Origin of the sequence: Bordetella genomosp. 7 (assembly GCF_002261415.1) — a bacterium.
GTDB lineage: Bacteria > Pseudomonadota > Gammaproteobacteria > Burkholderiales > Burkholderiaceae_B > Bordetella_A.
Window position 1 is genome coordinate 315258 of the sequence record NZ_NEVI01000017.1, and the last position, 25132, is coordinate 340389.

30 protein-coding genes and 1 pseudogene are annotated in these 25132 nt (G+C 66.5%); 9 read left to right on the forward strand and 22 right to left on the reverse strand.

Translation table 11 applies throughout. From position 1 onward, the window contains the following. Window positions 1–13 precede the first annotated feature (13 nt). The 6 genes from CAL18_RS13185 to CAL18_RS13205 form a co-directional block, all read right to left on the reverse strand. Complete coding sequence (locus CAL18_RS13185) at window positions 14–1072, reverse strand: L-threonylcarbamoyladenylate synthase (RefSeq protein ID WP_094818029.1); 1059 nt, start codon at window positions 1070–1072, stop codon at window positions 14–16. Between the two features lie 7 nt (window positions 1073–1079). Beyond that, window positions 1080–2270, reverse strand: a complete 1191-nt coding sequence (locus tag CAL18_RS13190) for a 5-(carboxyamino)imidazole ribonucleotide synthase (RefSeq protein WP_094818030.1) — start codon at window positions 2268–2270, stop codon at window positions 1080–1082. A 36-nt stretch (window positions 2271–2306) separates the two neighbouring features. Then, entirely contained in the window at window positions 2307–2831 is a 525-nt protein-coding gene (gene purE / locus CAL18_RS13195) for a 5-(carboxyamino)imidazole ribonucleotide mutase (RefSeq protein WP_038852392.1), read from the reverse strand. A 107-nt stretch (window positions 2832–2938) separates the two neighbouring features. Beyond that, a complete protein-coding gene (locus CAL18_RS13200; RefSeq protein WP_170940351.1) occupies window positions 2939–3511 on the reverse strand; it encodes a disulfide bond formation protein B in 573 nt (190 codons plus the stop codon). Between the two features lie 16 nt (window positions 3512–3527). Further along, on the reverse strand, window positions 3528–3686 hold the full coding sequence (locus tag CAL18_RS19750) for a DUF5993 family protein (protein ID WP_026640021.1): 159 nt from the start codon (window positions 3684–3686) through the stop codon (window positions 3528–3530). A 125-nt stretch (window positions 3687–3811) separates the two neighbouring features. Beyond that, window positions 3812–4693 carry a phosphoribosylaminoimidazolesuccinocarboxamide synthase gene (locus CAL18_RS13205; protein ID WP_026640020.1) on the reverse strand — a complete coding sequence of 294 codons (882 nt, stop codon included), beginning with the start codon at window positions 4691–4693 and terminating at the stop codon, window positions 3812–3814. Window positions 4694–4983: 290 nt separating this feature from the next. On the opposite strand from CAL18_RS13205, the gene CAL18_RS13210 reads away from it, so the two are divergent. Continuing rightward, window positions 4984–5412: a GFA family protein gene (locus tag CAL18_RS13210; protein ID WP_026640019.1), complete on the forward strand. Its 429-nt coding sequence runs from the start codon at window positions 4984–4986 to the stop codon at window positions 5410–5412. A gap of 71 nt (window positions 5413–5483) precedes the next feature. Here the strand turns inward: CAL18_RS13210 and fba are convergent, their stop codons facing one another. From fba to phnG, 9 genes are all read right to left on the reverse strand, one after another. After that, window positions 5484–6548 (reverse strand): class II fructose-bisphosphate aldolase, encoded by a 1065-nt coding sequence (gene fba / locus CAL18_RS13215; protein WP_026640018.1) that lies wholly within the window; start codon window positions 6546–6548, stop codon window positions 5484–5486. A gap of 152 nt (window positions 6549–6700) precedes the next feature. Continuing rightward, window positions 6701–7135 carry a hypothetical protein gene (locus CAL18_RS13220; protein ID WP_026640017.1) on the reverse strand — a complete coding sequence of 145 codons (435 nt, stop codon included), beginning with the start codon at window positions 7133–7135 and terminating at the stop codon, window positions 6701–6703. Window positions 7136–7256: 121 nt separating this feature from the next. Further along, window positions 7257–8441, reverse strand: a complete 1185-nt coding sequence (locus CAL18_RS13225; RefSeq protein ID WP_094797043.1) for an alpha-D-ribose 1-methylphosphonate 5-triphosphate diphosphatase — start codon at window positions 8439–8441, stop codon at window positions 7257–7259. 2 nt (window positions 8442–8443) lie between these two features. Then, window positions 8444–9160 carry a phosphonate C-P lyase system protein PhnL gene (gene phnL / locus CAL18_RS13230; RefSeq protein ID WP_094818031.1) on the reverse strand — a complete coding sequence of 239 codons (717 nt, stop codon included), beginning with the start codon at window positions 9158–9160 and terminating at the stop codon, window positions 8444–8446. 6 nt (window positions 9161–9166) lie between these two features. Beyond that, window positions 9167–9946 (reverse strand): phosphonate C-P lyase system protein PhnK, encoded by a 780-nt coding sequence (gene phnK / locus CAL18_RS13235; protein WP_026640007.1) that lies wholly within the window; start codon window positions 9944–9946, stop codon window positions 9167–9169. Beyond that, on the reverse strand, window positions 9943–10821 hold the full coding sequence (locus CAL18_RS13240; RefSeq protein ID WP_094818032.1) for an alpha-D-ribose 1-methylphosphonate 5-phosphate C-P-lyase PhnJ: 879 nt from the start codon (window positions 10819–10821) through the stop codon (window positions 9943–9945). Before CAL18_RS13240 ends, phnK begins: the two co-directional genes overlap by 4 nt. After that, on the reverse strand, window positions 10818–11966 hold the full coding sequence (locus CAL18_RS13245) for a carbon-phosphorus lyase complex subunit PhnI (protein WP_094818033.1): 1149 nt from the start codon (window positions 11964–11966) through the stop codon (window positions 10818–10820). Before CAL18_RS13245 ends, CAL18_RS13240 begins: the two co-directional genes overlap by 4 nt. Window position 11967: 1 nt before the next feature. Continuing rightward, complete coding sequence (gene phnH / locus CAL18_RS13250; RefSeq protein ID WP_026640004.1) at window positions 11968–12567, reverse strand: phosphonate C-P lyase system protein PhnH; 600 nt, start codon at window positions 12565–12567, stop codon at window positions 11968–11970. Then, window positions 12568–13038, reverse strand: coding sequence for a phosphonate C-P lyase system protein PhnG (phnG, locus tag CAL18_RS13255; protein WP_038852391.1), 471 nt, complete (start codon window positions 13036–13038; stop codon window positions 12568–12570). Window positions 13039–13215: 177 nt separating this feature from the next. Between phnG and phnF the strand changes: the two genes are divergently transcribed. From phnF to phnN, 4 genes are all read left to right on the forward strand, one after another. Further along, window positions 13216–13941, forward strand: coding sequence for a phosphonate metabolism transcriptional regulator PhnF (gene phnF / locus CAL18_RS13260; RefSeq protein ID WP_094818034.1), 726 nt, complete (start codon window positions 13216–13218; stop codon window positions 13939–13941). Window positions 13942–14042: 101 nt separating this feature from the next. After that, the gene (locus tag CAL18_RS13265; RefSeq protein WP_094818035.1) at window positions 14043–15233 is read left to right on the forward strand and encodes an alpha-D-ribose 1-methylphosphonate 5-triphosphate diphosphatase; all 1191 of its coding nucleotides are present in this window, start codon (window positions 14043–14045) and stop codon (window positions 15231–15233) included. A 5-nt stretch (window positions 15234–15238) separates the two neighbouring features. Continuing rightward, window positions 15239–15973 carry a DUF1045 domain-containing protein gene (locus CAL18_RS13270; RefSeq protein WP_094818036.1) on the forward strand — a complete coding sequence of 245 codons (735 nt, stop codon included), beginning with the start codon at window positions 15239–15241 and terminating at the stop codon, window positions 15971–15973. Beyond that, entirely contained in the window at window positions 15970–16581 is a 612-nt protein-coding gene (gene phnN, locus CAL18_RS13275; RefSeq protein ID WP_249278407.1) for a phosphonate metabolism protein/1,5-bisphosphokinase (PRPP-forming) PhnN, read from the forward strand. The genes CAL18_RS13270 and phnN overlap by 4 nt, the downstream gene beginning before the upstream one ends. A gap of 94 nt (window positions 16582–16675) precedes the next feature. On the opposite strand, the gene phnE is transcribed toward phnN, so the two are convergent. Genes phnE through phnC form a run of 3 tightly spaced genes read right to left on the reverse strand, consistent with a single transcriptional unit; the run spans window position 16676 to window position 19394 of the window. After that, entirely contained in the window at window positions 16676–17470 is a 795-nt protein-coding gene (gene phnE, locus CAL18_RS13280) for a phosphonate ABC transporter, permease protein PhnE (RefSeq protein ID WP_026639998.1), read from the reverse strand. Between the two features lie 60 nt (window positions 17471–17530). Beyond that, window positions 17531–18514 carry a phosphonate ABC transporter substrate-binding protein gene (gene phnD / locus CAL18_RS13285; protein ID WP_094797051.1) on the reverse strand — a complete coding sequence of 328 codons (984 nt, stop codon included), beginning with the start codon at window positions 18512–18514 and terminating at the stop codon, window positions 17531–17533. 34 nt (window positions 18515–18548) lie between these two features. Continuing rightward, window positions 18549–19394 carry a phosphonate ABC transporter ATP-binding protein gene (gene phnC, locus CAL18_RS13290; protein ID WP_094818037.1) on the reverse strand — a complete coding sequence of 282 codons (846 nt, stop codon included), beginning with the start codon at window positions 19392–19394 and terminating at the stop codon, window positions 18549–18551. 189 nt (window positions 19395–19583) lie between these two features. Here phnC and CAL18_RS13295 point away from each other — a divergent pair, with 189 nt between their 5' ends. Then, window positions 19584–19994 (forward strand): GFA family protein, encoded by a 411-nt coding sequence (locus tag CAL18_RS13295; protein WP_026639995.1) that lies wholly within the window; start codon window positions 19584–19586, stop codon window positions 19992–19994. A gap of 42 nt (window positions 19995–20036) precedes the next feature. Here the strand turns inward: CAL18_RS13295 and CAL18_RS13300 are convergent. Then, window positions 20037–20390 (reverse strand): annotated as a pseudogene (locus CAL18_RS13300) (YciI family protein); the annotation flags it as partial. A gap of 436 nt (window positions 20391–20826) precedes the next feature. On the opposite strand from CAL18_RS13300, the gene infA reads away from it, so the two are divergent. Together infA and CAL18_RS13310 are read left to right on the forward strand one after the other, a co-directional pair. Then, window positions 20827–21090 (forward strand): translation initiation factor IF-1, encoded by a 264-nt coding sequence (gene infA / locus CAL18_RS13305; protein WP_026639994.1) that lies wholly within the window; start codon window positions 20827–20829, stop codon window positions 21088–21090. A 26-nt stretch (window positions 21091–21116) separates the two neighbouring features. After that, the gene (locus tag CAL18_RS13310; RefSeq protein ID WP_094818038.1) at window positions 21117–21407 is read left to right on the forward strand and encodes a hypothetical protein; all 291 of its coding nucleotides are present in this window, start codon (window positions 21117–21119) and stop codon (window positions 21405–21407) included. A 39-nt stretch (window positions 21408–21446) separates the two neighbouring features. Here CAL18_RS13310 and CAL18_RS13315 read toward each other — a convergent pair whose 3' ends face one another. From CAL18_RS13315 to mog, 3 genes are read right to left on the reverse strand one after another with little or no spacing between them, the layout of a single operon-like run. After that, entirely contained in the window at window positions 21447–22322 is an 876-nt protein-coding gene (locus CAL18_RS13315) for a peptidoglycan DD-metalloendopeptidase family protein (protein ID WP_432759141.1), read from the reverse strand. Further along, window positions 22313–22651 carry a hypothetical protein gene (locus CAL18_RS13320; RefSeq protein ID WP_026639991.1) on the reverse strand — a complete coding sequence of 113 codons (339 nt, stop codon included), beginning with the start codon at window positions 22649–22651 and terminating at the stop codon, window positions 22313–22315. The genes CAL18_RS13315 and CAL18_RS13320 overlap by 10 nt, the downstream gene beginning before the upstream one ends. A 54-nt stretch (window positions 22652–22705) precedes the next feature. Next, window positions 22706–23341 carry a molybdopterin adenylyltransferase gene (gene mog / locus CAL18_RS13325; RefSeq protein ID WP_094797183.1) on the reverse strand — a complete coding sequence of 212 codons (636 nt, stop codon included), beginning with the start codon at window positions 23339–23341 and terminating at the stop codon, window positions 22706–22708. A 228-nt stretch (window positions 23342–23569) separates the two neighbouring features. On the opposite strand from mog, the gene CAL18_RS13330 reads away from it, so the two are divergent. Further along, entirely contained in the window at window positions 23570–25048 is a 1479-nt protein-coding gene (locus CAL18_RS13330) for an inorganic phosphate transporter (protein WP_026639989.1), read from the forward strand. Window positions 25049–25132 lie beyond the last annotated feature (84 nt).

Consider the following 25132-nt stretch of genomic DNA (forward strand, 5'->3'; position numbering starts at 1 on the left):
TGCCGCCGCGTGCTCAGGTGGCCTGCAGGCCGCTGGTGTCGAGCGTGAATGCGGCCGCCGCACGGCCAATGCGATCGTTGACCGCGCGCCACGCATCGTCGGCGGGCGGCGCCTGCACCAGGATGCGGGCATATCCGCCGGCATCGAGTTCGCGCAGCATGGCATACAGCGCCTGCGCATAGCGGACGGGATCGTCCGGAACCTGGCGCCAGGCCACGCGCGCATGCGCGCCTGCGGGAGCCGGTCCGAACGCCACGACGGCCACCGGCCCGGCAGGCTGGCCCTGGCCGCCGATGGCCGCCAGCAAGGCCGCCTGGGACACTAGCTCGAGCGGCGTCCGGGGCGCGTAGTGCGCCTTCAGCGTGCCTGATGCGCGCGGGGCGGCGGCGTCCGGCAGGCCCAACGGCACGCCGAGCACCGCCTGGATCTGCGCGGGCGTGACATGGCCGGGCCGCAGCAGCACGGGGCCCACGCCCTGCCCCAGCCGGGACAGATCGACAATGGTGGATTCAATGCCTACCTGCGCCGGGCCGCCATCGAGCACGATCATGCCCTGCGCCACTTCGTCCGGGAACTCGCCGGCCACGTGTTCGGCCAGCGTGGGCGAGACATGGCCGAACTTATTGGCCGATGGCGCCGCCACGCCTGCATGACCGCCGGGCTTGCCCGCCGCGAAGGCGCGCAGCAAGGCCTGCGCCACGGGATGCGACGGGCAACGCAGGCCGATACTGTCCTGTCCGCCGCTTACCGCCGCGCCCGCATGCGGCGCACGCGGCAGAATGAGGGTCAGCGGCCCGGGCCAGAAGGCGTCGATAAGCTGCCGGGCCGGCGTCGGGATGCTGCTGGCCCAGTAATTCAGGTCGGCCCCAGGCGCGACGTGCACGATTATCGGGTGGTTCGACGGCCGCCCCTTGGCCGCATAAATACGCGCCACGGCGTCGGGGTTCTGGGCGTCGGCGCCCAGGCCGTATACGGTTTCGGTGGGAAACGCCACCAAGTCGCCCGCGAGCAGGCGTTGCGCGGCCAGCTCGATGGCGACGGCGTCGGACGACGCTTGAGTGGACGTGGCCATAGCAGTGTCAGTCCGGCGCCGCCATGCCAAGCGCGGATGCGACCCGGGCTGCATCGGCTCGAGCCTGGTCAAGCGTGGCGGCCACCACGGTTACATGGCCCATCTTGCGGCCCGGCCGGGCTTCGCGCTTGCCGTACAGGTGCAGCTTGGCGGTGGGCACGGCCAGCACGCCGGCCCAGTCGGGTTCACGCGGCGCCGTGGCGCCGGGCGAAAACCACACGTCGCCCAGGATATTCAGCATGATGGCCGGGGCGAGCAGGGTCGTGCCGCCCAGGGGCAGCCCCGCCATGGCGCGCGCCTGCTGCTCGAACTGGCTGGTGACACAGGCATCGATGGTGTAATGCCCGCTGTTGTGGGGCCGGGGCGCGATTTCGTTGACGACCAGGCTGCCGTCCGTGAGCACGAAGAACTCCACGCACAACACCCCGTGGTAATCCAGGCCTCTGGCTATGGCCCGGGCCGCCTCGGTGGCCTGCGCCTGGCGACGCGCATGCGCGGGGTCGCCGTCGTTTGCAACGACAGTGGACACCGCAAGAATGCCATCGCGGTGCAGGTTGCGCGCCACCGGAAACACCACGTCGGCGCCATCGAAGCCGCGCGCCAGCACGACGGAAATCTCGTAGTCGAGCGGCATCAGGGCCTCGAGCACGCAAGGCACGCCGCCGAAGTCCGCGTACGCCGACAGGGCCGCTTCGCGCGACGCGATGCGCGCCTGCCCCTTGCCGTCGTAGCCCAGGCGGGCCACCTTCAGAATGCCGGGAAACAGCGCGTCGGGCGCGTCGCGCAGATCTTGCTCGCTGCGTATGGCGGCATGCGGCGCAACGGCGATGCCCTGCGCCGCGATAAACGATTTTTCGGCGATGCGGTCCTGCACAATGGCGACTGCGTCGGCCGCCGGGCTGACGCGGCATTGCGAGGCCAGTGCGCGCAGGCTGTCGGCCGGCACATTCTCGAATTCGGTGGTGACGGCGCGGCACAGCCGGGCCAGTTCCGCCAGGCCGGCCGGGTCATCATAGGCTGCGTGGATATGGCGGTCGGCCACCATGGCCGCCGGGCCATCGGCGGCCGGATCGAGCACGGCGACGCGAAAGCCCAGGCTTTGTGCGGCGTGACAGAACATGCGGCCCAGCTGGCCGCCGCCCAGCAGGCCCAGCCAGCCGCCGGGCGCGATCAAGAAAGTATCAGTCGAGGATGTCATACGGAAAAACGCGCCCGGTCAGGGCGCGTGGCAAGGTCAGGGCTGCGGGGGCACCACCATGTTGCGGGCCGCTTCGGTCTGGCGGGCACGAAAGGCCACCAACTGGCGATGCAGCGCATCGTCGGTGGCGGCCAGCGTGGCAATGACATGCAGCGCCGCGTTGGCGGCGCCGGCCTCGCCGATGGCGAAGGTAGCCACCGGCACGCCTTTGGGCATCTGCACGATGGACAACAGCGAATCTTCGCCTCGCAGGTAGCGCGACGGAACCGGCACGCCGAACACCGGCACTTCGGTCAGCGCGGCCATCATGCCGGGCAGGTGCGCGGCGCCGCCTGCGCCGGCGATAATGCCGCGCAGGCCGCGTGCGCGCGCTGCCGCGCCATAATCGGCCATGTCCTGCGGCATGCGATGCGCCGAGATCACACGGGTTTCGTGGGGCACGCCAAAAGCCTCGAGCATGGCCACGGCATGTTGCATGATGTCCCAATCGCTGGAAGAACCCATGATCACGCCCACCACGGGCGTGGCGGGCGCGGCGGCTACAGAGGCAGAAGTCGTCATGGCAGAATCGGCAGGCTGAGAAGGCGGGCGCGGCGCCCAGGTCAGGGCGCCGCCAGCGGGAAACCCGATATTTTACCCGGCCCGGCCGCAAGGCCGTGCAGGACAGCTCAAACGCCGCCGCCGGACGGCGCTGGCGCGCCGGGCGCAATGCCGCTTACGGGCCCGCATTCGCCCAGCCCGCACTGCAGCGACGTCGCGGCCACATTGACCAGGATGGCCAGCAGAAACAGGCCCATGACGATCAACGCGGGCAGCGCCACCGGCTTTTTCAGGGCGTTATCACCCCATTTCCGGTCGGCCGCCAGCATCAGCACGCAGAACACCAGCAGGGTGCAAAATGCCAGGAAAGTCCACGAATGCACCGACATCCCCAGCAACGGCGGACCGGCGCGCGGCGGCCCTGCCGGGGCCAGCAACAGGTTGCCCGCGGCCACCAGTCCGCCCAGCGCCGCAGCCAGGATCATCGCGTAATGCAGCGGAGACGGGCCCAGGCGGATGTTCAGCACCATGCCCACACCGGCCATGACGAAGGCGGCGCGCTGCAGCAGGCACAAGGGGCAAGGCTCGCTGCCGAACAGCAGTTGCCACGCGAACGCGCCATACAGCAGCGCGCTGATGCCAAGCAAGGCCAGGGTATTGATAACGCGCGAACCGCGGGCCGGATTCAGCGAAAAAAGCAGGCTCATCAGGCCCGCGCTACAGGGCAAGCACAAAAGGTCGGGCCAGATGAGGCCCCGCGCCCGCCACAAAAATCAGCAATGTGGCCAGCCACAACGTGAAGCAGGGGCGGCGCTTGCCAAGCATGCCGTACCAAACTGCCAGCGCGCTGGTAAGAAAGGGCAATATCATGATCATGCGGCGATCTCCCGAGGTCGATCGTTACGATACGAAATATTGCGTTGCGCTGGCGGGCAAATAAGGCCGGCAAATTCCCGCTTTTTCGGCATTTGGCCCGGCGCTGCGCGGCCGGGCCGCCGGGTTCAGGCGATCAGGCGATCAAGGGCTTCGCGGTACTTGGCCGCGGTTTTCTGCAGCACGTCCTGAGGCAGGCGCGGCGCGGGCGGGGTCTTGTCCCAGGTTTGCGTCTCGAGCCAGTCGCGCACGAACTGCTTGTCGAACGACGGCGGGCTGATGCCGACGCGCCATCCGTCGGCGGGCCAGAAGCGCGACGAGTCCGGCGTGAGCACTTCATCCATCAGGTGCAGCGTGCCGTCGTCGTCCAGCCCGAACTCGAACTTGGTATCGGCGATGATGATGCCCTTGGTGGCCGCGAACTGGGCCGCTTCGGTGTACAGCCGCAGGGTCACATCACGGATGCGCTCGGCCATTTCCTGGCCGACTTCGTTGACAACGTGGGCGAAGTCGACGTTTTCGTCGTGCAGGCCGAATTCGGCCTTGGCCGCCGGCGTGAAAATGGGTTGAGGCAGCTGGCTGGCCTGCTGCAGCCCCGCAGGCAGCGCAATGCCGCAGACCGAGCCCGTGGCCTGGTAGTCTTTCCAGCCCGATCCGATGAGGTAACCGCGCGCCACGGCCTCGACCAGAATCGGTTTCAGCCGCTTGACCACCACGGCGCGGCCGCGCACCTGCTCGAGCTCATCGGGCGCCACGACATCTTCGGGCCGGATGCCGGTGGAATGGTTGGGCAGGATGTGCGCCAGCTTGTGCAGCCAGAAATCGGTCAGTTCGGTCAGGACCTGGCCCTTGCCGGGGATGGGGTCGTCAAGAATGACGTCAAAGGCGGAGATGCGGTCGGAGGCGACGATCAGCAGTTTGTCGTCGCCCACGGCGTACATGTCGCGCACTTTGCCGCGACCCAGTAGCGGCAAGGACTTGATGCTGGATTGATGCAGGGCGGAAGTCACGAATCGGCCTATGGGAAAAATGAGCATAGATTACTGCAAATGCCCAGGCGGCGTCGCCGGGCCGGGGATCGCGTTCGAGACTCGGGTGTCCGCTGCCGCTTGGGGCAATGGGGGCGGCGCACGTGCGTCGGGCTCGGGCGCATACAGGCGCCCGATGCCTGCTGCGCAGGCTGCCCCGCCGCCCAACGCGCCGCCCCCATTGCCCCAAGCGGCAGCGCAAGTCCGGGACCAGCGTACTGGCCAGCCCGGGGCGCATCTTTTAAGCTTGCGCGTACATCAAAGGAGAACCTATGTCACAGCAAGCCGATTCCGCCACGTTCACGGGCGGTTGCCACTGCGGCGCGGTACGGTACGAGGTCGTGGGCGACACGCTCACGGCCGCCACCTGTCATTGCCGGGACTGCCAGTACGCCAGCGGCGGCGCGCCTGCGCATGCGCTGTTGTTCGCGCCACAGGCCCTGCGCGTCGTGCAGGGGCAGGCGCAGGAATACACATACCAGGGGGATTCGGGCAATACCGTGGTGCGCAGCTTCTGCCCGGCGTGCGGTACGCCCTTGTTCGGGCACACCGCAGGCCAGGACTATGTCATCGTGAAGGTCGGCTCGCTGGACGATCCCGGCCGGTTCCGCTCGCAGATGACGCTATGGGCCGGCTCGGCGCCTGCCTGGCACCACATCGACCGCAGCGTGCCGACCTACGAAGGCAAGGCCGCAGGCTGACCGCCGGCGCGGCGCACAAACAAATACGCCGCCCCTGAAGGCGGCGTACCTGCCGAAAAACGGCCTGCGGCTTATTGCACGACTTGCTTCAAGTCGCCCGACGCATAACGCTGCGCCATTTCCGACAACGGCACGGGCTTGATCTTGCTGGCGTTGCCGGCGGTGCCGAACTGGGTGTAGCGCTGCACGCAAATGGCCTTGGCAGCCGCGCGCGCGGGCTTCAGGTATTCGCGCGGGTCGAACTTGCTGGGGTTCTCGGCAAAGAAGCGGCGTATGGCGCCGGTCATGGCCAGGCGGATATCGGTGTCGATATTGACCTTGCGCACGCCGTACTTGATGGCTTCCTGAATTTCTTCCACGGGCACGCCGTAGGTTTCTTTCATGTCGCCGCCGAACTCGCGGATTTCGGCCAGCAAGTCCTGAGGCACGCTGGAGCTGCCGTGCATCACCAGGTGCGTGTTGGGCAGGCGGGCGTGGATTTCCTTGATGCGCGAGATCGACAGGATATCGCCGGTGGGCTTGCGCGTGAACTTGTAGGCGCCATGGCTGGTGCCGATGGCGATGGCCAGCGCATCGAGCTGGGTGCGGCGCACGAAGTCGGCCGCCTGCTCGGGGTCGGTGAGCAGCTGCTCGCGCGTCATGGTGCCTTCGGCGCCGTGGCCGTCTTCCTTGTCGCCCTTCATGGTTTCAAGCGAACCCAGGCAGCCCAGTTCGCCTTCGACCGTAACACCCAGCTTGTGGGCGATGTCGACCACCTTCTTGGTGACGTCGACGTTGTATTCGTAGTCGGCGATGGTCTTGCCGTCTTCTTCGAGCGAGCCGTCCATCATGACGCTGGAGAAGCCCAGGTCGATGGCGCCCTGACAAACCTTGGGCGACTGCCCGTGGTCCTGGTGCATGACGACGGGGATATGGGGATACGACTCGACGGCGGCCTGGATGAGATATTTCAGGAAGCCTTCGCCCGCATACTTGCGCGCGCCGGCCGACGCCTGCATGATGACCGGGCTGTCGGTTTCAGCGGCGGCTTCCATGATGGCCTGGACCTGTTCCAGGTTGTTGACGTTGAACGCGGGGATGCCGTAACCATGCTCGGCGGCATGGTCAAGCAACTGGCGCATGGAAACTAGGGCCATGGGGTGGTCCTCCTGAATGGCAAGGGAATGATAGGTTGGAAGCCTGCTGAACACGGCGATTTTAGCCGGGATTGCCCAGGGCTTCCCGAAGGAATGTCACGGAAGGTGTCAGGCTTTGCCGCAGCGTTGCGCTGCAGCGCAACACGCGCCGGTCAATCGCTTACCGAGCAGCCCACAGGCTGGCCGCTGTCGAACTCGACATCGTAAGTGTGCCGGTCGTCCCAGGGCACGGTGAACCACAGTTCGTAGTCCTCTGCCGACTCGTCAAACAGCCAGATCGCGCGCAACGTGGCGCAGCCAGCCATGGCTTCGGCGTCTTCGGCGCGCAGCCAGCGCGACGGGTCGATGCCCCGCTTCAGCCACGCCTCGGGCTGGTAGTGATCCAGCAGGAAATCGGCCGCCGCCAGCACCTGTTCGTCCAGGCTGGCCAGCAAGCCCCGCACCGCGCGCGAGGCATCGGGGCCCGGCTCGTCGCCGTCGGTCTGCACCATGACATGGATGGGCGGCCGGCCCGGGCCGGCCTCGACGTTTGCCGCCGCCCACAATTCGGGCGTTTCGGGGTCCTGGATGAAATTGAGCGTCGCCACGATGGTCTCCGCCAGCCGCATATGCCGCTGTTGCGGGCCCGCCCGGGACGGGCCGGCCCATGCCCCATTTAACCAGACCCCGGCCGCGCGCGCCGAGGAATATACGCACCCGGTCCTGCAATCACGCCGCCGCCTTCGCCAGCAAGGGCTCGCGCACTTCGGGGTAATGCGCCGAAAACACCAGCCGCCCCGCCGTCCAGGTGCGGCTGACCAGCGGCTGCTGCCCCACTACGGTCGCGGCGACCAGGTCGGCGCGCGCGCCCACGGCGATGCGCCCGCGGTCTGCCAGGCCGCATGCGTCGGCCGGGTTGGCCGTGACCAGGGCCATGGCCTGCGGCAGCGTCAGGTCGCTTTGCGCGGCCACTGCGAATGCGGCGGCGATCAGGGTGGACGGCTGGTAGTCCGAACACAGGCAGCTCGCGACCCCTGCGCGCACGGCGTCGATGGCGCGCATCGAGCCGCTCTGGCTGCGTCCGCGCAGGACATTCGGGGCGCCCAATATCGTCGGCAGGCCGCAGGATACCGCCGCCGTCGCCGTATCCAGGTTGATCGGGAACTCGCTCATCGAGATGCCCAGGTTGCGCATCGTGGCCACGCGTTGCACCGAGTCGTCGTCGTGGCTGGCGGTGGGTACGCCCAGGCGCCGCGCGTGTCCCACCAGGGTTTCGACGCGCGACACCGCGCCTTCGCGCGCCTGCAGTTTCGTGCGCGCCGCTTCTTCGGCCTCGCCGCGGCTCATGGCGTGGTTGCCCATCATGTACTGCAGGTAGGCTTCCAGCGTCTTGAACTGGCCCTGGCCGGGCGAATGGTCCATGACCGACAGCAGGTCCACCACGCCTTCTTCCAGCAACGCCTGCAAGACCGGCATGGCGGTCGGGTCGGTGACCTCGTAGCGGCAATGCACACGGTTGTCCACCAGGCCCTGCCTGCGGAACGCGTGCACGGCACGGGCCACGCCGGCCGCGACGTCATTGTTGCGCACGCCCCATTCGTTGTTGGCAAAAGACAATGCGTGAAACGGCGTGGTGATGCCCGCCGCCGCATTGCGACGGTCAACCTGCGCCACCGCGAAATCCAGCGGAAACAGCACGCGGGATCGCGGCTCGGCCTCTTTTTCTATGGCGTCGCAATGCAGATCGATCAGCCCGGGCAGCAGAGCCTGCCCTTGCAGGTCGACCTCGCAGGCACCCGCCGCGCCGGCGGGCTCGATAGCGGCGATGACGCCGTCTTCGACCAGCAAGGCGCTGTCCTCGAGCACGCTGTCGGGCAGCACGATGCGGGCATGGGTGATGTATACGGCGGACATGATCACTCCTGGTCGCCGGCAAGCACGGCGGGTTGGATGGGCAGGATGCGCGTGGCGACCTCGTCGCGCACGGCTTCGTCGTGGAAAATCCCGATCAGGCATCGTCCGGCGGCAGCGGCCTCGCGTATCAGCGCCACCACCACGGCGCGGTTGTCGGCATCCAGCGATGCAGTAGGCTCGTCGAGCAGCAGCAGCGGATGGGCGCCGATGAAGCCGCGCGCGATATTGACGCGCTGCTGCTCGCCGCCCGAAAACGTGGCGGGCGGCAGGCTCCATAGGCGTGCCGGCACATTCAGCCGCTCGAGCATCGCGGCGGCCTTGGCGCGCGCCGCCTCGGCGTCGTGCCCCGCCGTGCGCAGCGGCTCGGCAACGACGTCCAGCGCGCTTACCCGCGGTATTACCCGCAGGAACTGGCTGACATAGCCGATCACGTCGCGCCGCAGGCGCAGCACGCGCTGCTCGGCGGCATGAGTCAGTTCCACCCATTCGTTTCCGTCGCGCACGCGTATGCTGCCGGCCGTGGCCAGATAATTGCCGTACAGACAGCGCAGCAACGTGCTCTTGCCGGTGCCCGACGGGCCGGCGAGCACCAGGCAGTCGCCCGGCCCGGCATCGAAACTGATGTTGTCCAGCACGGGCAGGCGGATGCCGCCCTGGCTGTGCAGGGTGAACATCTTGCCCAGGCCGCGCACCTGGATCAGGGAAGTCGTGGCGTTCATAAGGGTTCAGTTCTGCAAAATGGAAGACACCAGCAGCTGCGTGTAGGGATGCTGGGGATCGTCCAGGATTTGATCGGTAAGGCCGCTTTCGACCACGTGGCCGCCACGCATGACCAAGGTGCGATGCGCGAGCAATCGCGCGACGGCCAGGTCGTGCGTCACGACGATCGCGGCCAGGCCCAGGTCGGCCACCAGCTGGCGCAGCAGATCCAGCAGCCGGGCCTGCACCGATACATCCAGGGCGGCCGTAGGCTCGTCCATGAACACCATGCGCGGATGCGTGACAAGGTTGCGGGCGATCTGCAGCCGTTGCTGCATGCCGCCCGAGAATGCCGCGGGCGCGTCATCGAGCCGGCCGGCGTCGATTTCCATTTTCTGCAGCCAGCCGCACGCCTCCTGGCGCAGCGCGCCATAGTGGCGCCGGCCCACGGCCATCAGGCGTTCGGCGATATTGGCGCCCGCGCTGACCTGCATGCGCAGCCCGTCGCGCGGGTTCTGGCGCACGAAGCCCCAGTCGGTGCGCGCAAGCAGCCGCAAGTGCGCGGACGAAAGCGAAGCCAGGTCGACAAAGCCCCGGTCGCGCGTGTCGTACCAGACGCTGCCCGAATCCGGCGGCAGCTGCCGCGACACGGCCTGCAGCAGCGTGCTCTTGCCCGACCCGGATTCTCCCACGACACACAGCACTTCGCCCGGATGCAGGTCGAAGCTGATGTCGCGGCAGCCATGCACGCCGTCCCAGGTGCTCGTCAGGCCGCGCACGGAAAGCAATGGTTGTTCGCCAGTCATGCTGCGGCCTCCTGGCGGCCGGAACAATATTCCGTGTCCGAACATACATAGCTGCGGGTCCCCTCGTCATCCAGGATGATCTCGTCCAGAAAACTCTGCGTGGACCCGCACAAGTCGCAGCACCGATCCCATTGCTCGATGCGAAAGGGATGGTCTTCGAAATCCAGGCTGCGCACCCTGGTATAGGGCGGCACGGCATAAACGCGTTTCTCGCGGCCGGCGCCGAACAGCATCAGCGCCGGGCTGCAGTCGAGCTTGGGATTGTCGAACTTCGGAATCGGCGACGGACGCATCATGTAGCGTTCGTTCACCATCACCGGATAGTCGTAGGTCGTGGCGATATGCCCATGCTGCGCAATGTCTTCGTACAGCTTGACGTGCATGCCTCCGTATTCGGACAGCGCATGCATCGTGCGGGTTTCTGTTTCGCTGGGCTCGAGCCAGCGCAAGGGCTCGGGTATGGGCACCTGGAACACCATGACCTGCCCCTCGCGCAACGGCGTTTCGGGGATGCGGTGGCGCGTCTGCACGATGGTCGCGTCGCGCGTGGATTCGGTGGTGCGCACGCCGGTCACGCGACGGAAGAACCGCCGGATGTTGATGGCATTGGTCGTATCGTCCGAACCCTGGTCGATGACTTTCAACACATCATCCGCGCCGATGATGGCGGCAGTGACTTGAATGCCTCCGGTCCCCCAGCCGTACGGCAGCGGCATTTCGCGGCTGCCGAACGGCACCTGGTACCCGGGTATGGCCACGGCTTTCAATAGTGCGCGGCGCAGCATGCGCTTGGTGGATTCGTCCAGGTAGGCAAAGTTGTAGTTCGCATCGCGCGCCACGGGGTCGCGCGGGCTTATCGTTTCTGGCTGGTTCATGTGGGTATGGCCTCATTGGCGAGGGGCGCGCGCTCGGCGGCCGGTTCATCATCCGCCGGCCCGCAGGGGGTCGCGCCCGCGTATTCCTGGCGCAGCCGGCGCAAGAGTTCCAGGTTGGCCTGGAAGTCGACGTAATGCGGCAGCTTCAAGTGCTGCACAAAGCCGGAGGCTTCGACGTTATCGCTGTGATAAAGCACGAACTCGTGGTCGTTGGCCGGCGCTTCGGCGGCTTCGCCCAGTTCGTCGGCCTTCAAGGCGCGATCCACCAGCGCCATCGACATGGCCTTGCGTTCGCCATAGCCGAAGGTAAGGCCGTAGCCGCGCGTGAACTTGGGGGCCTGGCGCGCGTTTCCGGAAAACTGGCTGACCATCTGGCATTCGGTGACTTCGATCTCGCCTATCGTCACCGCAAAGCCCAGTTCTTCGATCATCATGTCCACTTCCAGCGAGCCATAGCGGATCTCGGCCGCGAAAGGATGGGTGTTGCCGTAACCGCGCTGCGTGGAATAACCCATCGACAGCAGGAACCCTTCATCGGCGCGCGCCAGGTTCTGCAGGCGCGCATCGCGGCCGGCCGGGAATGCAAGCGGTTGGCGGGTCAGGTCGAAGGGAGCCGGGTCGCCGGGCGGCGGCGCTTCAGGCTCGACCAGGTCATCGTGCTGCAACAGGTCAGTGACGCGCGGCATGGACGCCGCCACGGGCTGGGCCGCCGGCGCCAGCGGCTCGGGCGAATCGCTGTCGTCTTGCAGCGAAAAGTCGAGCAACCGCTGTGTGTAGTCGTAGGTGGGCCCCAGAATCTGGCCGCCCGGCACATCTTTGAACGTGGAAGAAATGCGCCGCGACAACCGCATGCGCGCGGTATCCACGGGTAGCGTGGCGCCGAAGCGCGGCAATGTCGTGCGAAACGCGCGCAGCAGGAACACGGCTTCGATCAGGTCGCCCGCGGCCTGCTTGATCGCCAGCGCGGCAAGCTGCGGATCATAGAGCGCCCCTTCGGCCATGACGCGCGATACCGCCAGCGGCATCTGCTGACGAATCTGCGCAAGCGTCAGTTCCGGCACGGCCGTGTCGCCCCGCCGGTACATATCGAGCATGCGATAAGAATTCAGGATGGCGCGCTCACCGCCTTTTACGGCCACGTACATATCAGGTCTCCGCTTGAGCCGTGCGCGGCAGCCCGCACAGCCGGTTGCCCTGGACAAGGAATACGTCCACCCCCAGGGGAAACAGTTGATGATTGGCGCGCCATTGCGCCCAGAACCCTTCCGGCAGGCCGGCGATGCTGAGTTCGCGGCGCGTGGCAATGCCGGGCCCCGACAGGGTGACGCGCGGGCCGCGCCCGAACGCTTCGACCTCGATCAGCAGCGTGGCCGACGTGTCCGGATAGGCGGCATCGCCCGCGTGCAGGCGCTGCAAGGCGGGCGCCGCCAGGCCGCCCGGCACCGCAGCAAAGCGGGCGCGCGCCGGGTCTTCGACCAACGGGCAGCCGCAATGGAACCGCAGGTAGCGGCGCACATCCTCCGATACCCCGGCGGGCAGCCATACGGGCGCATCGGCATCGGCCAGGGTCAGCAGCATTGCCGTCATGCCAGGCGACAGGCCCGCCGGCACGCCGCACTGCGCATTGATTTCCTGGATGATTCCGGGCTGCGCCATGGCCTGCAGCGCGACGCGGAAGGTCTGTTGGGCGCGGCTTGCGCCGTCATCAAAGCCGGGAGCCGGCGGCGCGGTTGCAAGAGACAACATTCAATCTTCTCCTCGTACCAGCGTGAAAAATTCCACCTGGGTCTGTGCGGCCACGCCGGCACGGTGCCGCGCCCGCGCTTCGTGGTCCCGGGCCAGCGGCTCGATAACGTCCGCCTGTATGCGCCCGTGCCAGTCGCCGTTCTGCAGCAGCGCATCCAGCACCGCGGCGTGTTCGGCATGGCGCTGCGAGCGTCCCGGCACATAGGCCACGCCCATCGTGCCGTCTTCCAGCGCGACGGCGCAGCGGGTTACGCTCATCTCTCCCAGGTTGAACTGGGCGCCCGTTCCGCCGCTGCGCGCGCGCACCATCGTCATGCCGCTTTCAGGTGCGCGCAGGCGGGAATGCGCGGGCAACGGGCCCAGGCCCTGCACGGCACGCTCCAGCATGCCGGGGTCCGCAAGCGCCAGCACGCGCATCCAGGCACGGCGCCGCGCCACGGCAGCCGTTTCGGGAGGGGAATCAGAGTGCATAGTTCCTCTATACGTCTAGATGATTTGGCAGGTTTGAAGCGGGGCTTTCTGCACGCAGTACACCATTGCGGCGTGAACTTTTCGTGACAACGCATGCATCAGGCGATGCGGGCCCGTCTGTGCTGGCAAAATCATGGCCTTCTAATATGAAGCCGTCATTACCGGAACGGAATTACCATGGTTGAACGAGGCTCGGGCATTGCGATATGGCGACAGATCGGTGAACAGCTCGCCCAGGACATACGCGGCAGGCTTTATGCGCCAGGCGAGCGCTTGCCGCCCGAGCCGGAGCTGGCCGCCAAGTTCGCGGTCAACCGGCACACCATACGGCGCGCCATGTCAGAGCTCGAACAATCGGGGCTGGTGCGCATCGAGCAGGGCCGCGGAACCTTTGTGCACGAACACGCCATTGATTACACGATCGGCAAGCGCACCCGGTTTTCCGAGAACCTGCTCAGCCAGGGGATGCGCGGGCATTTCGAAGTCATGGGCGGCCAGAGCCTGCGCAGTGCCGAGATTGCGCGCCATCTCGGCCTGTCTCGCACGGCGTCCGTGCTGCGGGTACAGGCGCTGGGCAAGGCCGACAACCGCTGTATCGACGTTTCCGAACACTATCTGGACGAACGGCGCTTTCCCGGTTTTATCGAACAGCTGCGAAAGTCGCGATCGATTTCGCGCGCCTACGCGCATTACGGCGTGGCGGATTACACGCGCAAATGGTCGCGCATCACGGCGGCCTTGCCCAGCGCCGACACCGCGCGGCTGCTCGGCCAGCCCAAGACGCGCCCCATCCTGCAGGTTGAAGCGCTCAGCGTCGACAGCGCCGGCGCACCGTTGCAATACAGCGTCACGCGGTTCGCGGGCGACCTGGTGCAATTGCTGGTGTCGGACGACGCCACCTGAAGCTTTTGACACGCATGCGGGCGCGCCTTGGACGTCTAGACATCCGGGTGTCACAGTCAGCCTGTAACGTGCGCGCAAGGCTTCCCGAACAAGGTGCGCGCATGATTCCCACAGCTGGTTTTCCCCTTGCATTGGCCGGCATTGCCGGCAGGCGCCTGCTTGCCCCATCAGGTGTGGGCGGCGGCGAACTCGCGTTTCACGACGGCCGCATCGGCGCCGGCATGCCGGCCGGCGGAGCATGGCTCGACGCGGGCGATCTGCTGGTGTTGCCAGGCATTGTGGACTTGCACGGCGACGCATTCGAACGCGCGGTCATGCCGCGGCCAGGCGTCACTTTTCCCTACGACACGGCATTGCACGACGTCGACCGGCAGTTGCTGGCCCACGGGATCACTACCGAATTCCACGGCGTCACGCTGTCGTGGGAAGGCGGCCTGCGCGGCGAAGCCTATGCCGAACGCATGTTCGATTCATTGGCCCGCCTGCAAGGCGCCTTGGCGGCGCGCCACTGCGTGCATCTGCGCTTCGAGACGCACCATGTCGGCGGTGTCGGCACAGCCCAGCGATGGATGCGCGAGGGGCGGGTGCAATTCCTGGCGCTCAACGACCATCTGCCCGCCATGGCGCGACGGCTGGGCGATGATCGAAAGCTGCTGCAGTATGCCGACCGGGCCGAGTGCGGCCTGGATGCCTTTCAGGCGCGCATCCGCGATGCCATGGCCGCAAGCGGCGAGGTGGCCGCGGCCATGCGCGAGCTGACGCGCAGCGCCCGGGAAGCGGGCCTGTGCGTCGCTTCGCACGACGACCCCGACGCCGGGACGCGCCGCCATTACCACCGGCTGGGCTGCCGGGTGGCGGAATTCCCGCTGACTTCCGATGCCGCCCAATCCGCACGCGAACTGGGCGACGCCATTGTGTTCGGCGCGCCCAATGTCGTGCGCGGCGGCAGCCACACCAATGCGCCGGATGCGACAGCGATGATACGCGCGGGGCTGTGCGACATTCTGGCTTCGGATTACTACTATCCGGCCCCGCTGACCGCCGCGCTGCAGCTGGCGCAACGCGGCGTCCTGCCGCTGGAGCAAGCCTGGAGCCTGGTCTCGCGCAATCCGGCCCGCGCAGCGGGCCTGGCCGACCGCGGCACCCTTGAACCCGGGCAGGCCGCGGATGTCATCGTCGTCGACGACAGCGTTCCGGGGCTGCCGCGGGTTTGCGCGGCCATCGTGGGCGGCGTGTTGCGTCACGCGACGCGCAGCTTCGGCATGCACGCCGCACACCGCATCGCCGCGTAGCCGCCATGCCGACGGCCTACCGATACGCCCTGTACCTGGCGCCTGCAGGGTCTTTGCGCGAAGTCGGCCAGCGCTGGCTCGGCCGCTGCGCCGACACCGGCCTGCCTCTGGCGCGCAGCGCAGGCGCCGACCCTCGCGAGGCGTCATGGACACAGGCGCCGCGCCGGTATGGGCTGCACGCCACGATCAAGGCGCCTTTCCGACTGCGCGCCGACGCCACCCCCGCCAGCCTGGACCAGGCCGTGCGCCGGTTTGCGCGTACCGGCAACGCATTCGGCTTGCCCTTGCAGCGCGTGCGCCTACGTGGCTTTCTGGCATGGTGTATCGCCGACGATCGGGCGCGGCAGCGCATGAACGCGCTGGCCGGTGCGGCAGTGACCGCACTGGATGAATACCGGGCCCCGCCCTTGCCCGACGAACTGCAGCGCCGCCAGATTCACCTGCTGGAGCCCGCGCAACGAATGATGTTGCAACGCTGGGGCTACCCATACGCTTTCGACACGTACACGTTTCACATCACGCTTACCGGCCAGCTGGCCGAGGCCGACCTGACGGCTGCCGGGCGCCGCCTGGACGCACTGGATGGCCCCGCCCTTCAGGCGCCCATGCCCGTGCGCGCGGTGAGCCTGTATGTGGAGCCCGAGCCCGGCGCCGACTTTGTCGTGGCGCGCCATTACGGTTTCGACGGCTCGTGTACCGACGGCTGCGGCGTCCGTTACCTGGATGGAGAGTGCGCATGAGCGCCGCCGCCATGCCGCTGCACGCCGCGCCGCAGGCCTGCCTGCGCGGCCGGCTGATCTACCTGATGGGCGCTTCTGGCAGCGGCAAAGACACCCTGCTGCGCCACGTGCGCCTGGCCGTGCAGCCGCAAGAACCCGTGCTGGTGGCGCATCGCTACATCACACGCCCCAGCGGGGCCGATGAAGCGTCGGTCAACCTCAGCGCGGTGGAATTCGAGCGGCGCCTGGCCATGGGCTGCTTTGCGCTGCATTGGGACAGCCACGGGCTGCGATATGGCATCGGCATCGAAATCGACAGCTGGCTGGCCAGGGGCGCGGCGGTGATCATCAATGGTTCCCGCACCCATCTTGCCCAGGCTTTCCGGCGGTATCCTGGCCTGGTCGCGGTGGAAGTGGTGGCCGACACGGACATCCTGGCACGGCGGCTGGCCGCGCGCGGCCGCGAGACGCCCGAGCAGATTGAGGCGCGACTGCGCCAGGCGGCCCATCCCTTTGCCGTGCCGCCGGGGTGCCGGACCACCCGGCTTTCTAATAACGATACGCCCGATCATGCCGCGCAGCGCCTGCTGCGGCTGGTGCGCCTGGAACTGGCGGCGGCCGCGGCCTGACCGCAAGCGATAACCTGTTCCCGGCCTGGGCGCAGATGCACGCAGGCCGCAGCTGCGCCTGCGCAGCCGCGGCCGTCATTGCCTGCTATGCGGATCAGACCAGTGCGCGCCGGATACGCGCGGACACCAGGTCGATCAAGACCACGAAAGCCACGATGATGATCATTACCGCGCAAGTCTCCGCATACTGGAAGCTGCGGATGATTTCCCACAACACCGTGCCGATGCCGCCCGCGCCCACAATGCCCACCACCGAGGCCGAGCGCACATTCGATTCGAACCGGTACAGCGAGTACGAGATCCACAATGGCAACACCTGGGGGATGACGCCGTAGACCACCTCTTCCACCGCATTGGCGCCGGTTGCCCGCACGCCTTCTACCGGCCGCGGGTCTATGGCTTCGACGGCTTCGGCAAACAGTTTGGCCAGCACGCCGGTGGTGTGCACCCACAGGGCCAGCACGCCGGCAAACGGGCCCAGCCCCACCGCGACGATGAACAACATCGCGAACACCATTTCATTGATGGCCCGGCAGGCGTCCATCAGGCGGCGCATCGGCTGATACACCCAGGCGGGCACGATATTGGCCGAACACAGCAACCCCAGCGGCACCGCCACGACGATGGCCAGGAACGTTCCCCAGATGGCGATCTGGATCGTCACCAGCATTTCGTCCAGGTACATGCGCCAGTCGCGGAAGTTAGGCGGAAAGAAGTCCGCCGCGTAGGTGGCCATATTGCTGGACTGGGACACCAGGTCCATGGGCCGCATATCCGCGCCGTTCCATGAAAGCATCAGCAATGCCAGCATCAGGCCCCAACCCAGCAACACGGGCAGGGACGATCGAGGCTCGGCAAGATGGCGGGCAGGTGTAGCGACAACGCTCATGTCGGGATTCCGTACGGAAAAAATAAGCAGGGCGCCGGCCGCGCGGGCCGGCGCGGGGTGTTACTGCGGCTTGGCGGCCAGCTTGTCCAGTTCCGACAGCTGCTGTTCGATGTCTGCAAGCTTCTGCTTCTTGTCAGCCTCGCTCAGCGTGGTGTCCGACTCGACGTTGATCTTCTGCTTGGCCAGTTCCATCTGCCGTATCGGCACCAGCTGGGCGTTGCTCGACGCGCGAAACCCCTTGTAGGTAAGTTCGGCCAGCACCGCCAGCTGATGCTGCGCATCGGGCCCCGTCCCGTAGTTGACGAAGAATTCCTGGATGCGCTTTTTCAGTTCGGGCGACAGGTCCTTGCGCAACACCATGGGGTCGGCCGGGATCAGCGGCGACTTCCACAGGATGCGCACCGACTCGTTGGCGTCCTTGCCGGTGTTGCGGCGATAGCGTTCCAGCATTTCGGTGTTGTTGATGGCCACATCCACCTGCTTGTTGATTACCGACAGCAGGTTGCTCTCGTGATTGGCCGCGCGCACCGTCTTGAAGAAGGTCTTGGGTTCGATGCCGCGCGCCGCCCACAGAAAGTAGCCCGGCACCAGCGTGCCCGACGTCGAGTTGGGATCGCCCGCGCCATAGCTGAGCTGGCTGCCGTTCTTGATCACATCATCGAGCGTGCGCAGATCGCTGTCTTTGTTGACCAGCAGCACCGACCAATAGCCCGGGTTGCCGTCCTTATCGATGACAGACGCGAACACTTCGCCCTGCGCGCGGTCCACGGCCTCCATGGCCGACTTGTTGCCGAACCAGCCCAGGTGCACTTTGTTAAAGCGCATGCCTTCAATAATGCCGGCGTAGTCCGAGGCAAAGAACGGCTTGACGGGTTTGTCCAGGGCTTTGCTCAGATCGTCGATCAGCGGTTGCCAGGCCTGCTTCAGATTGGTGGACGATTCGGTGGAAATAAAGCCGATGTTCAGCGTGTCGGGGTCCTGCGCCCAGGCGGAAGAGGCCATGGCCATGACCGCGGCGAGCGCGTAGAAAGATCTGCGTAGCATGCAAGTGCTCCGTGGTGGAAAGAAGGGTAGGAAGTCAGGCCGCGGCGGCCAGCGGGGTGGGCGCCACGTCCGTAGCCAGCGGAGCAAGGCGCCCGGTGTCCCGGGGCAGCAGCTCGTTGGCGTCGGCGCCATACAGGTCGCGCAACATGGCTTCGGTCAGGCTGGCCGCCGGGCCGTCATAGACCACCCGGCCGTGGCGCAACGCCACCACACGCGGGCAGTAGCGCAACGCGACGTCTACCTGGTGCAGCGACACCACGACGGCTACTTTGCGGCTGCGATTGATATGGGCCAGCGTATCCATCACCCGGCGCGACGATTCCGGGTCGAGCGACGCAATGGGCTCGTCGGCCAGGATCACGCGGGCGTTCTGCACCAGCGTGCGCGCAATGGCGGCGCGCTGCTGCTGCCCGCCCGACAGCGTCGAGGCACGCTGAAACGCGTAGTCGTCTATACCAACCTGGGCAAGCGCTTCCAGCCCCGCCCTGACCTCGTCGTGGCGGAAATAGCGCATCAGGCTGCGCCACAGCGGTACGCGCGGCAACAGGCCGGTAAGCACGTTGGTGAGAACCGGCAGCCGCCCCACCAGGTTGAATTGCTGGAACACGAAGCCGATGCCTGCCCGGGCGGCGCGCACACGCGGGCTGATGCGCCCGTTGTGCTGTATGGGCCGGCCATTGACCCACACACTGCCCCCGGTGGCCGAATCGGCCGCCACAAAACCCGCCAGGTGACGCAGCAGCGTCGATTTGCCCGAGCCAGAGGCGCCCAGCAAGGCCACCATTTCACCGGCGGCAACTGTCAGGCTCACGTCGTCCAGCGCCTTGGCGCCCGCGCGGAATGTCTTGGTAAGACCGCGCACTTCGATCGCGTTGGTCATGAGGAATCCCCTTGTGGAAATCTGCAAGGGGATTCTGTGCACGCGCGGTGACAGGGTGATGACCATCATCGACGGCGCGACGCATCCTGCGGCCGCCGTCCGGATGTCGTGCAACCTGCCTGTCACATCCGGCGCGCGGCGCGTCGCGCCGGTATATAGTCAAGTTTTAGGCGTTCCCGGAGCACGAACATGCTGAAAGGTTCTTGCCTGTGCAGCCGCGTGGCCTATGAAATTTCCGGCCCGCTCACCCAGGCTTGGCATTGCCATTGCATCATGTGCCGCAAGGCCCATGGGTCCGCCTTCCGCACGCGCGCCACGGTGCAGGCCAAAGATTTCGCCTGGACCCGCGGGGAAGGCGACGTTACGTGGTACAGCTCGTCGCCGGGCCACTACCGCGGCTTTTGCAGCGCCTGCGGCACCCCGCTGCTGTCGCGCTTCGACCATGCGCCGGAGGCCTATGGCCTGCCATTGGGAGCCCTGGACGACGACCCCGGCATCAGGGCCGCCTGCCACATGTTCGTGGCCAACAAGGCGCCCTGGTACGACATTACCGACGGCCTGCCGCAATATCCGCAAGGTGCGCCCGGCCACGAAGAATAGGCCGTGCGCGCCGCCCGCGGGCGGCGACCTGCCTCCTTATTGAAAATCGGCTTCCTCGTACAGCGGCCGGATTTCGATTTCACTGGGCCCGGGCATGGGGTTGGGGCAGCGCTTTACCCATTGCACGGCTTCGTCCATATCCCTGACCTGCCACAGCCAGAACCCGGCCACCAGCTCGCGGGTTTCGGCGAACGGCCCGTCGGTGACATGGCGGGCCGTTCCATCGAACGCCACGCGCTTGCCCCGGGACGACGGCTTCAGGCCGTCGGCCGCCAGCAGCACCCCCGCCTGCCGGAGCTGCTCGTTGAATTCGCCCATGGCGCGCAGCAGGTCGGGCGACGGCATCTCGCCCGCTTCGCTTTCCCGGGTGGCTTTTACCAGTACCATGACTCGCATTTGTATCTCCTTGATCGGGCAAGGGCCGGACCGGCCCTCTTATTGCCACGACGGACGAATCCGGCCGAAAACGACGTCTCGCCGCGAAAACCCGTGGAAATTGGGGAAAACCCTGGTCAAATACTCTGGTTTGCGATAATATCTTTGGTTATTCCGTGTACGAGTTGTGAACATAAGCACGGTTCGCACTATCCCGCTTCTTCCGGCGTTGCAGAACTTGCAGCGTCGCGACCAAGCCGCGACAAGCGCGCATATTGCCCCCAGCGGCGCGAGTACCGCCCGGGTTCCTACAGGTTCCCGGGTCCTGTACCCCGTACCAGCCGGGACGTTTTACGTTCCATCGCTGGCCCCAAGATCCGCTTGGGTCCCGCGCATGCCGCCTGCGGGCGGTGCGGGCGCCACGGCGCCCGCGCGCATCGACCAAGGAGAGTCATACATGGCAAAAGAAGAACTGATCGAACTTGACGGTATCGTTGATGAAGTGCTGCCCGACAGCCGCTATCGCGTCACCCTGGACAACGGCATCGAAGTGGGCGCCTACGCCTCCGGCCGCATCCGCAAACACCGCATCCGCATCCTGGCGGGCGACCGCGTCACCCTGGAAATGTCTCCCTACGACCTGACCAAGGGCCGCATCAATTTCCGCCACAAAGACGAACGCGCCCCCAGCTTCGCACGCCCGCCCCAACGCCGCCGCTGATCTGCGCACGGCCGGGCCGCACCCGCATGCCGCCTGTCTTGGATACGCACGAATCGTCACTTGCCGCCGCGCAACGCCTTGCCGAGGCCCGGCAGGCAGTCGAGCACGGCGAGCGAGGCCTGCAGCAACTCAGGCAATCGCGCGCGGCCTTCATACAAAGCCTGCGCGCCACTGGCCTGAGCTATGCGCAGGCATGCATCAAATTCGACAACTGCCTGCAAGAGCAACTGCGCCTGCAGCAGGCCGCCCTCGACCGGCTGCAGTACGCCGAACGGCGTTACGGGCAACTGCCCTCGCACCCCTTGGCCGATTCCTGATGCCGCCTGCCGGCGCGCAACGCCGGCCGTTCATGGTGCTCAGGGCCCTGTTGCCGCCCCGATGAAAATGGCGGGGTCGACGCGCGCGCCGTTCAGGCTGACGTTCCAGTGCAGGTGCGGGCCCGTCGCGCGCCCCGTACTGCCCACTTTGCCAACCACCGCGCCCCGCGGCACGTCGTCGCCCGGCTTCACGTCGATGGCCGACAGATGGCAGAACATGCTGATGAAGCCCTGCCCGTGGTCCAGGAACACGGTCTTGCCATTGAAGAAGTAATCGCCCACCAGCACCACGCGCCCGGCCGCCGGCGCCTTGACCGGGGTGCCCGTCGGCACGGCGAAATCCAGGCCCGAGTGCGGGTTGCGCTCTTGGCCGTTAAAGAAACGCCGCAGGCCAAAGGGGCTGGACAGGCGCCCGTCAACGGGCCGGTCCAGCAGCACGTTGCTGGGCACGACACCGTCGCGAAAATTGCGATAGGCCGCCATCTGCGCCTCGAGCTCGCGTTCGATGCGCTTGAGGTCGTCGGGGTTGGGCGTGACCTGCCGGCGGTTTTTCAGCTTGATATGCTGGGCTGCGTATTCTTTATCGCGCACCTGAAAGGCCGCCGGCTCGCGGCCCTGTACTTGAAGCGCATGGCTTCCGGGCGCGGTGTCCAGGGCGATGCCCACGATGGCGATCCATTGCCCGTCGCTGTCGCGCACCACCATGACGCGATGTCCATCGAAACTGGCGCGCGGCGCCTGTTCGGCCGTTCCCAGCCCTACCACTGCTACCCCGCCCGGCACCGGCATATCGAGCTTGCGGCTGATATAGCCCTGCGCCTGGGCAACCGTGGCAAAGCAGGCCAAAGCCGGCAACAACCACCGGCTCAATACCCGGGCCACGTGCAGGCGCAGCGACGAACGCCCTACATGCACAGGTTGGCCGCCTCGGTAAGCGCGCTGGTGTAGCGCGGAATGCGGGTGGACAGGCTGACGTCGGTCTTGCCTCTCCAGGTAGTGGCGGTCAGCACGGCCTCGACGCCCATGGTGCCGTCTACTACCAGCTCGTGGCCGTTGTGCACGGGCTGGCGCCGCGATGGGGTGCCCGAACCCTGCCATGCCGTCTGTACGCAGGTGATGTAGTCGTCGGCCGTGCGCGCGGTAGAGCCGTAGAACACCGGATCGCGCGCACGCACATCTTTGACGTTCGCGCAGCCGGCAAGCACGGCGGCCGCGGCCAGGACGGCGAGGTATCGCAATTTCATGTGGATGTGCCCGTAATCAGACGAGTAAATCCGAAGAACTATAACGCACGAGCCTCACGCCGCAGGCTTGCGCACGGCCGATTTCGGGCGGAACGCCTTGACCACCTGGTCGTGCGTTTCGGCGTAGGGGCCGCCGATCAGGTCGATGCAATATGGCACCGCGGCAAACACGCCTTGCACCGCCACGCCGCCGCTTTCGTCGCGCAGCCCTTCCAGGGTTTCGCGGATGGCTTTGGGCTGCCCGGGCAGATTGATGATCAATGCCGCGTGGTCGGCCGTTTCGCGGATGACGGCAACCTGCCGGGACAAAATGGCGGTGGGCACGAACTTGAGGCTGACCTGCCGCATCTGCTCGCCGAACCCCGGCATTTCCTTGGTAGCCACCGCCAGCGTGGCCTCGGGCGTCACGTCGCGCCGTGCGGGCCCTGTGCCGCCGGTGGTCAGCACCAGGTCGCAATGGCAGTTGTCCACCAGGTCGATGAGCGCCGCCGAAATCGCATCGGCCTCGTCGGGCACCAGCCGCTCGACCGCCTGCCATGAAGACGACAGCGCCGTGCCCAGCCATTCCCGCAGGGCCGGCACGCCCTGGTCCTGGTAAACGCCGGATGTGGCACGGTCGGAGATGGAAACCAGCCCGACGATGAGATCGTCAGGGTGGCGGCGGATAACGGGTTGCGAGGGAGCAGGCATGGCGGTATCCAGATAAAAGCCGAAAAGGCTGATGCTATCGCATTCCGCCCGGCGCACCGGTTCGGTTGCCGGGCGCCACAGAACGTCGCAGAGGCATCGCTTGCCCGGCATGCCGCCCCGTGCCGCGTCACGGAATTACACCTTTCCTGACGCCAGTGGCCGTCACAAATCTGCAATAATCCCGCCTGCCGTTCCCGCAACCGCCTCCCCCATCTCCCATTTTCTCCAATGCTCCATATATTTTCCGGCCTGGACTTCTGGATAGGCGCAAGCCTGCTGCTCGCCCTGTTTTTCGTCCTGGCCTTCGAATTCATCAACGGCTTTCACGACACCGCCAACGCCGTTGCCACCGTTATCTATACCAAGGCCATGCCGCCGCACCTGGCGGTGGTGATGTCGGGAATTTTCAACTTCCTGGGCGTGCTGCTGGGCGGCGTAGGGGTCGCTTATGCCATCGTCCACCTGTTGCCCGTAGAGCTGCTGATCAACGTAGACACCGGCCAGGGCCTTGCCATGGTGTTTGCTATGCTGACCGCGGCCATCGCCTGGAACCTGGGCACGTGGTATTTCGGCATTCCGGCCTCGAGCTCCCATACGCTGATCGGCTCCATCCTGGGCGTGGGCCTGGCCAATGCCCTGTTGACCGACCTGCCGCTGCGCGACGGGGTCAACTGGAACAAGGCCATCGACATCGGCCTGTCGCTGGTGGTCTCGCCCCTGGCGGGCTGCCTGGTGGCCGGCTGCCTGCTTCTGCTTTTCAAGCGCTGGTGGCCAGTCTCGAAAATGCACAAGACGCCCGAGCAGCGCCGCGAGATCGACTCCAAGAAGCACCCTCCGTTCTGGAACCGCCTGGTGCTGGTGCTGTCGGCAATGGGCGTGAGCTTCGTGCACGGCTCGAACGATGGCCAGAAAGGCATAGGCCTGATCATGCTGGTGCTCATCGGCATCGTGCCCGCGCAGTTCGTGCTCAATGAAGCCAGCACCACCTACCAGATCAACCGTACCCGCGACGCGGCCACGAACCTTGCGGCGTTCTATGAACGCAATCATGCGACGCTTGACGGCTACCTGGGCCTGTCCGCGCCGGGCTCGTCGGAACAGGTGCTGCCGGAGCATTTCCGGTGCGACCCCAAACTCACCATGCCCACCATTGCCGCGCTGGTCGATAACCTGCAAGGCGTCGTGCACTATTCCGACCTGCCGGCCGAAAATCGCATCGCCATCCGCCGCTACCTGCTGTGCCTGGACGACACCGCGAAGAAGGCCGCCAACATCGAGGGCCTGCAGGACGCCGACCGCCAGGACCTGAGCCGCCTGCGGGCCGACCTGACCGCAACCACCGAATATGCGCCGTTGTGGGTAATCGTGGCCGTGGCGCTGGCGCTGGGCCTGGGCACCATGGTGGGCTGGCGCCGCGTGGTTCTTACCGTGGGCGAGAAAATCGGCAAGCAAGGCATGACCTACGCCCAGGGCATGGCCGCGCAGCTTACCGCGGTTGGGGCCATCGGCATGGCCAACGTGTTCAGCCTGCCCGTGTCGACCACGCACGTGCTGTCGTCCGGCGTGGCGGGCACCATGATCGCCAACAAGAGCGGCCTGCACCACAGCACCGTGCGCACCATCCTGCTTGCCTGGGTGCTGACCCTGCCGGCATCGATGCTGCTTTCGGCCGCCCTCTTCTGGGTCGGCATGATGTTCGCCAAGTAAGCCTGCCCCCGGGAGCGCGCCGGCGGGACAGCTTCCCACCGCCGGCCGCCCGCCCCGGGGCGGCGGCCTGGCCGCTACCTTGCG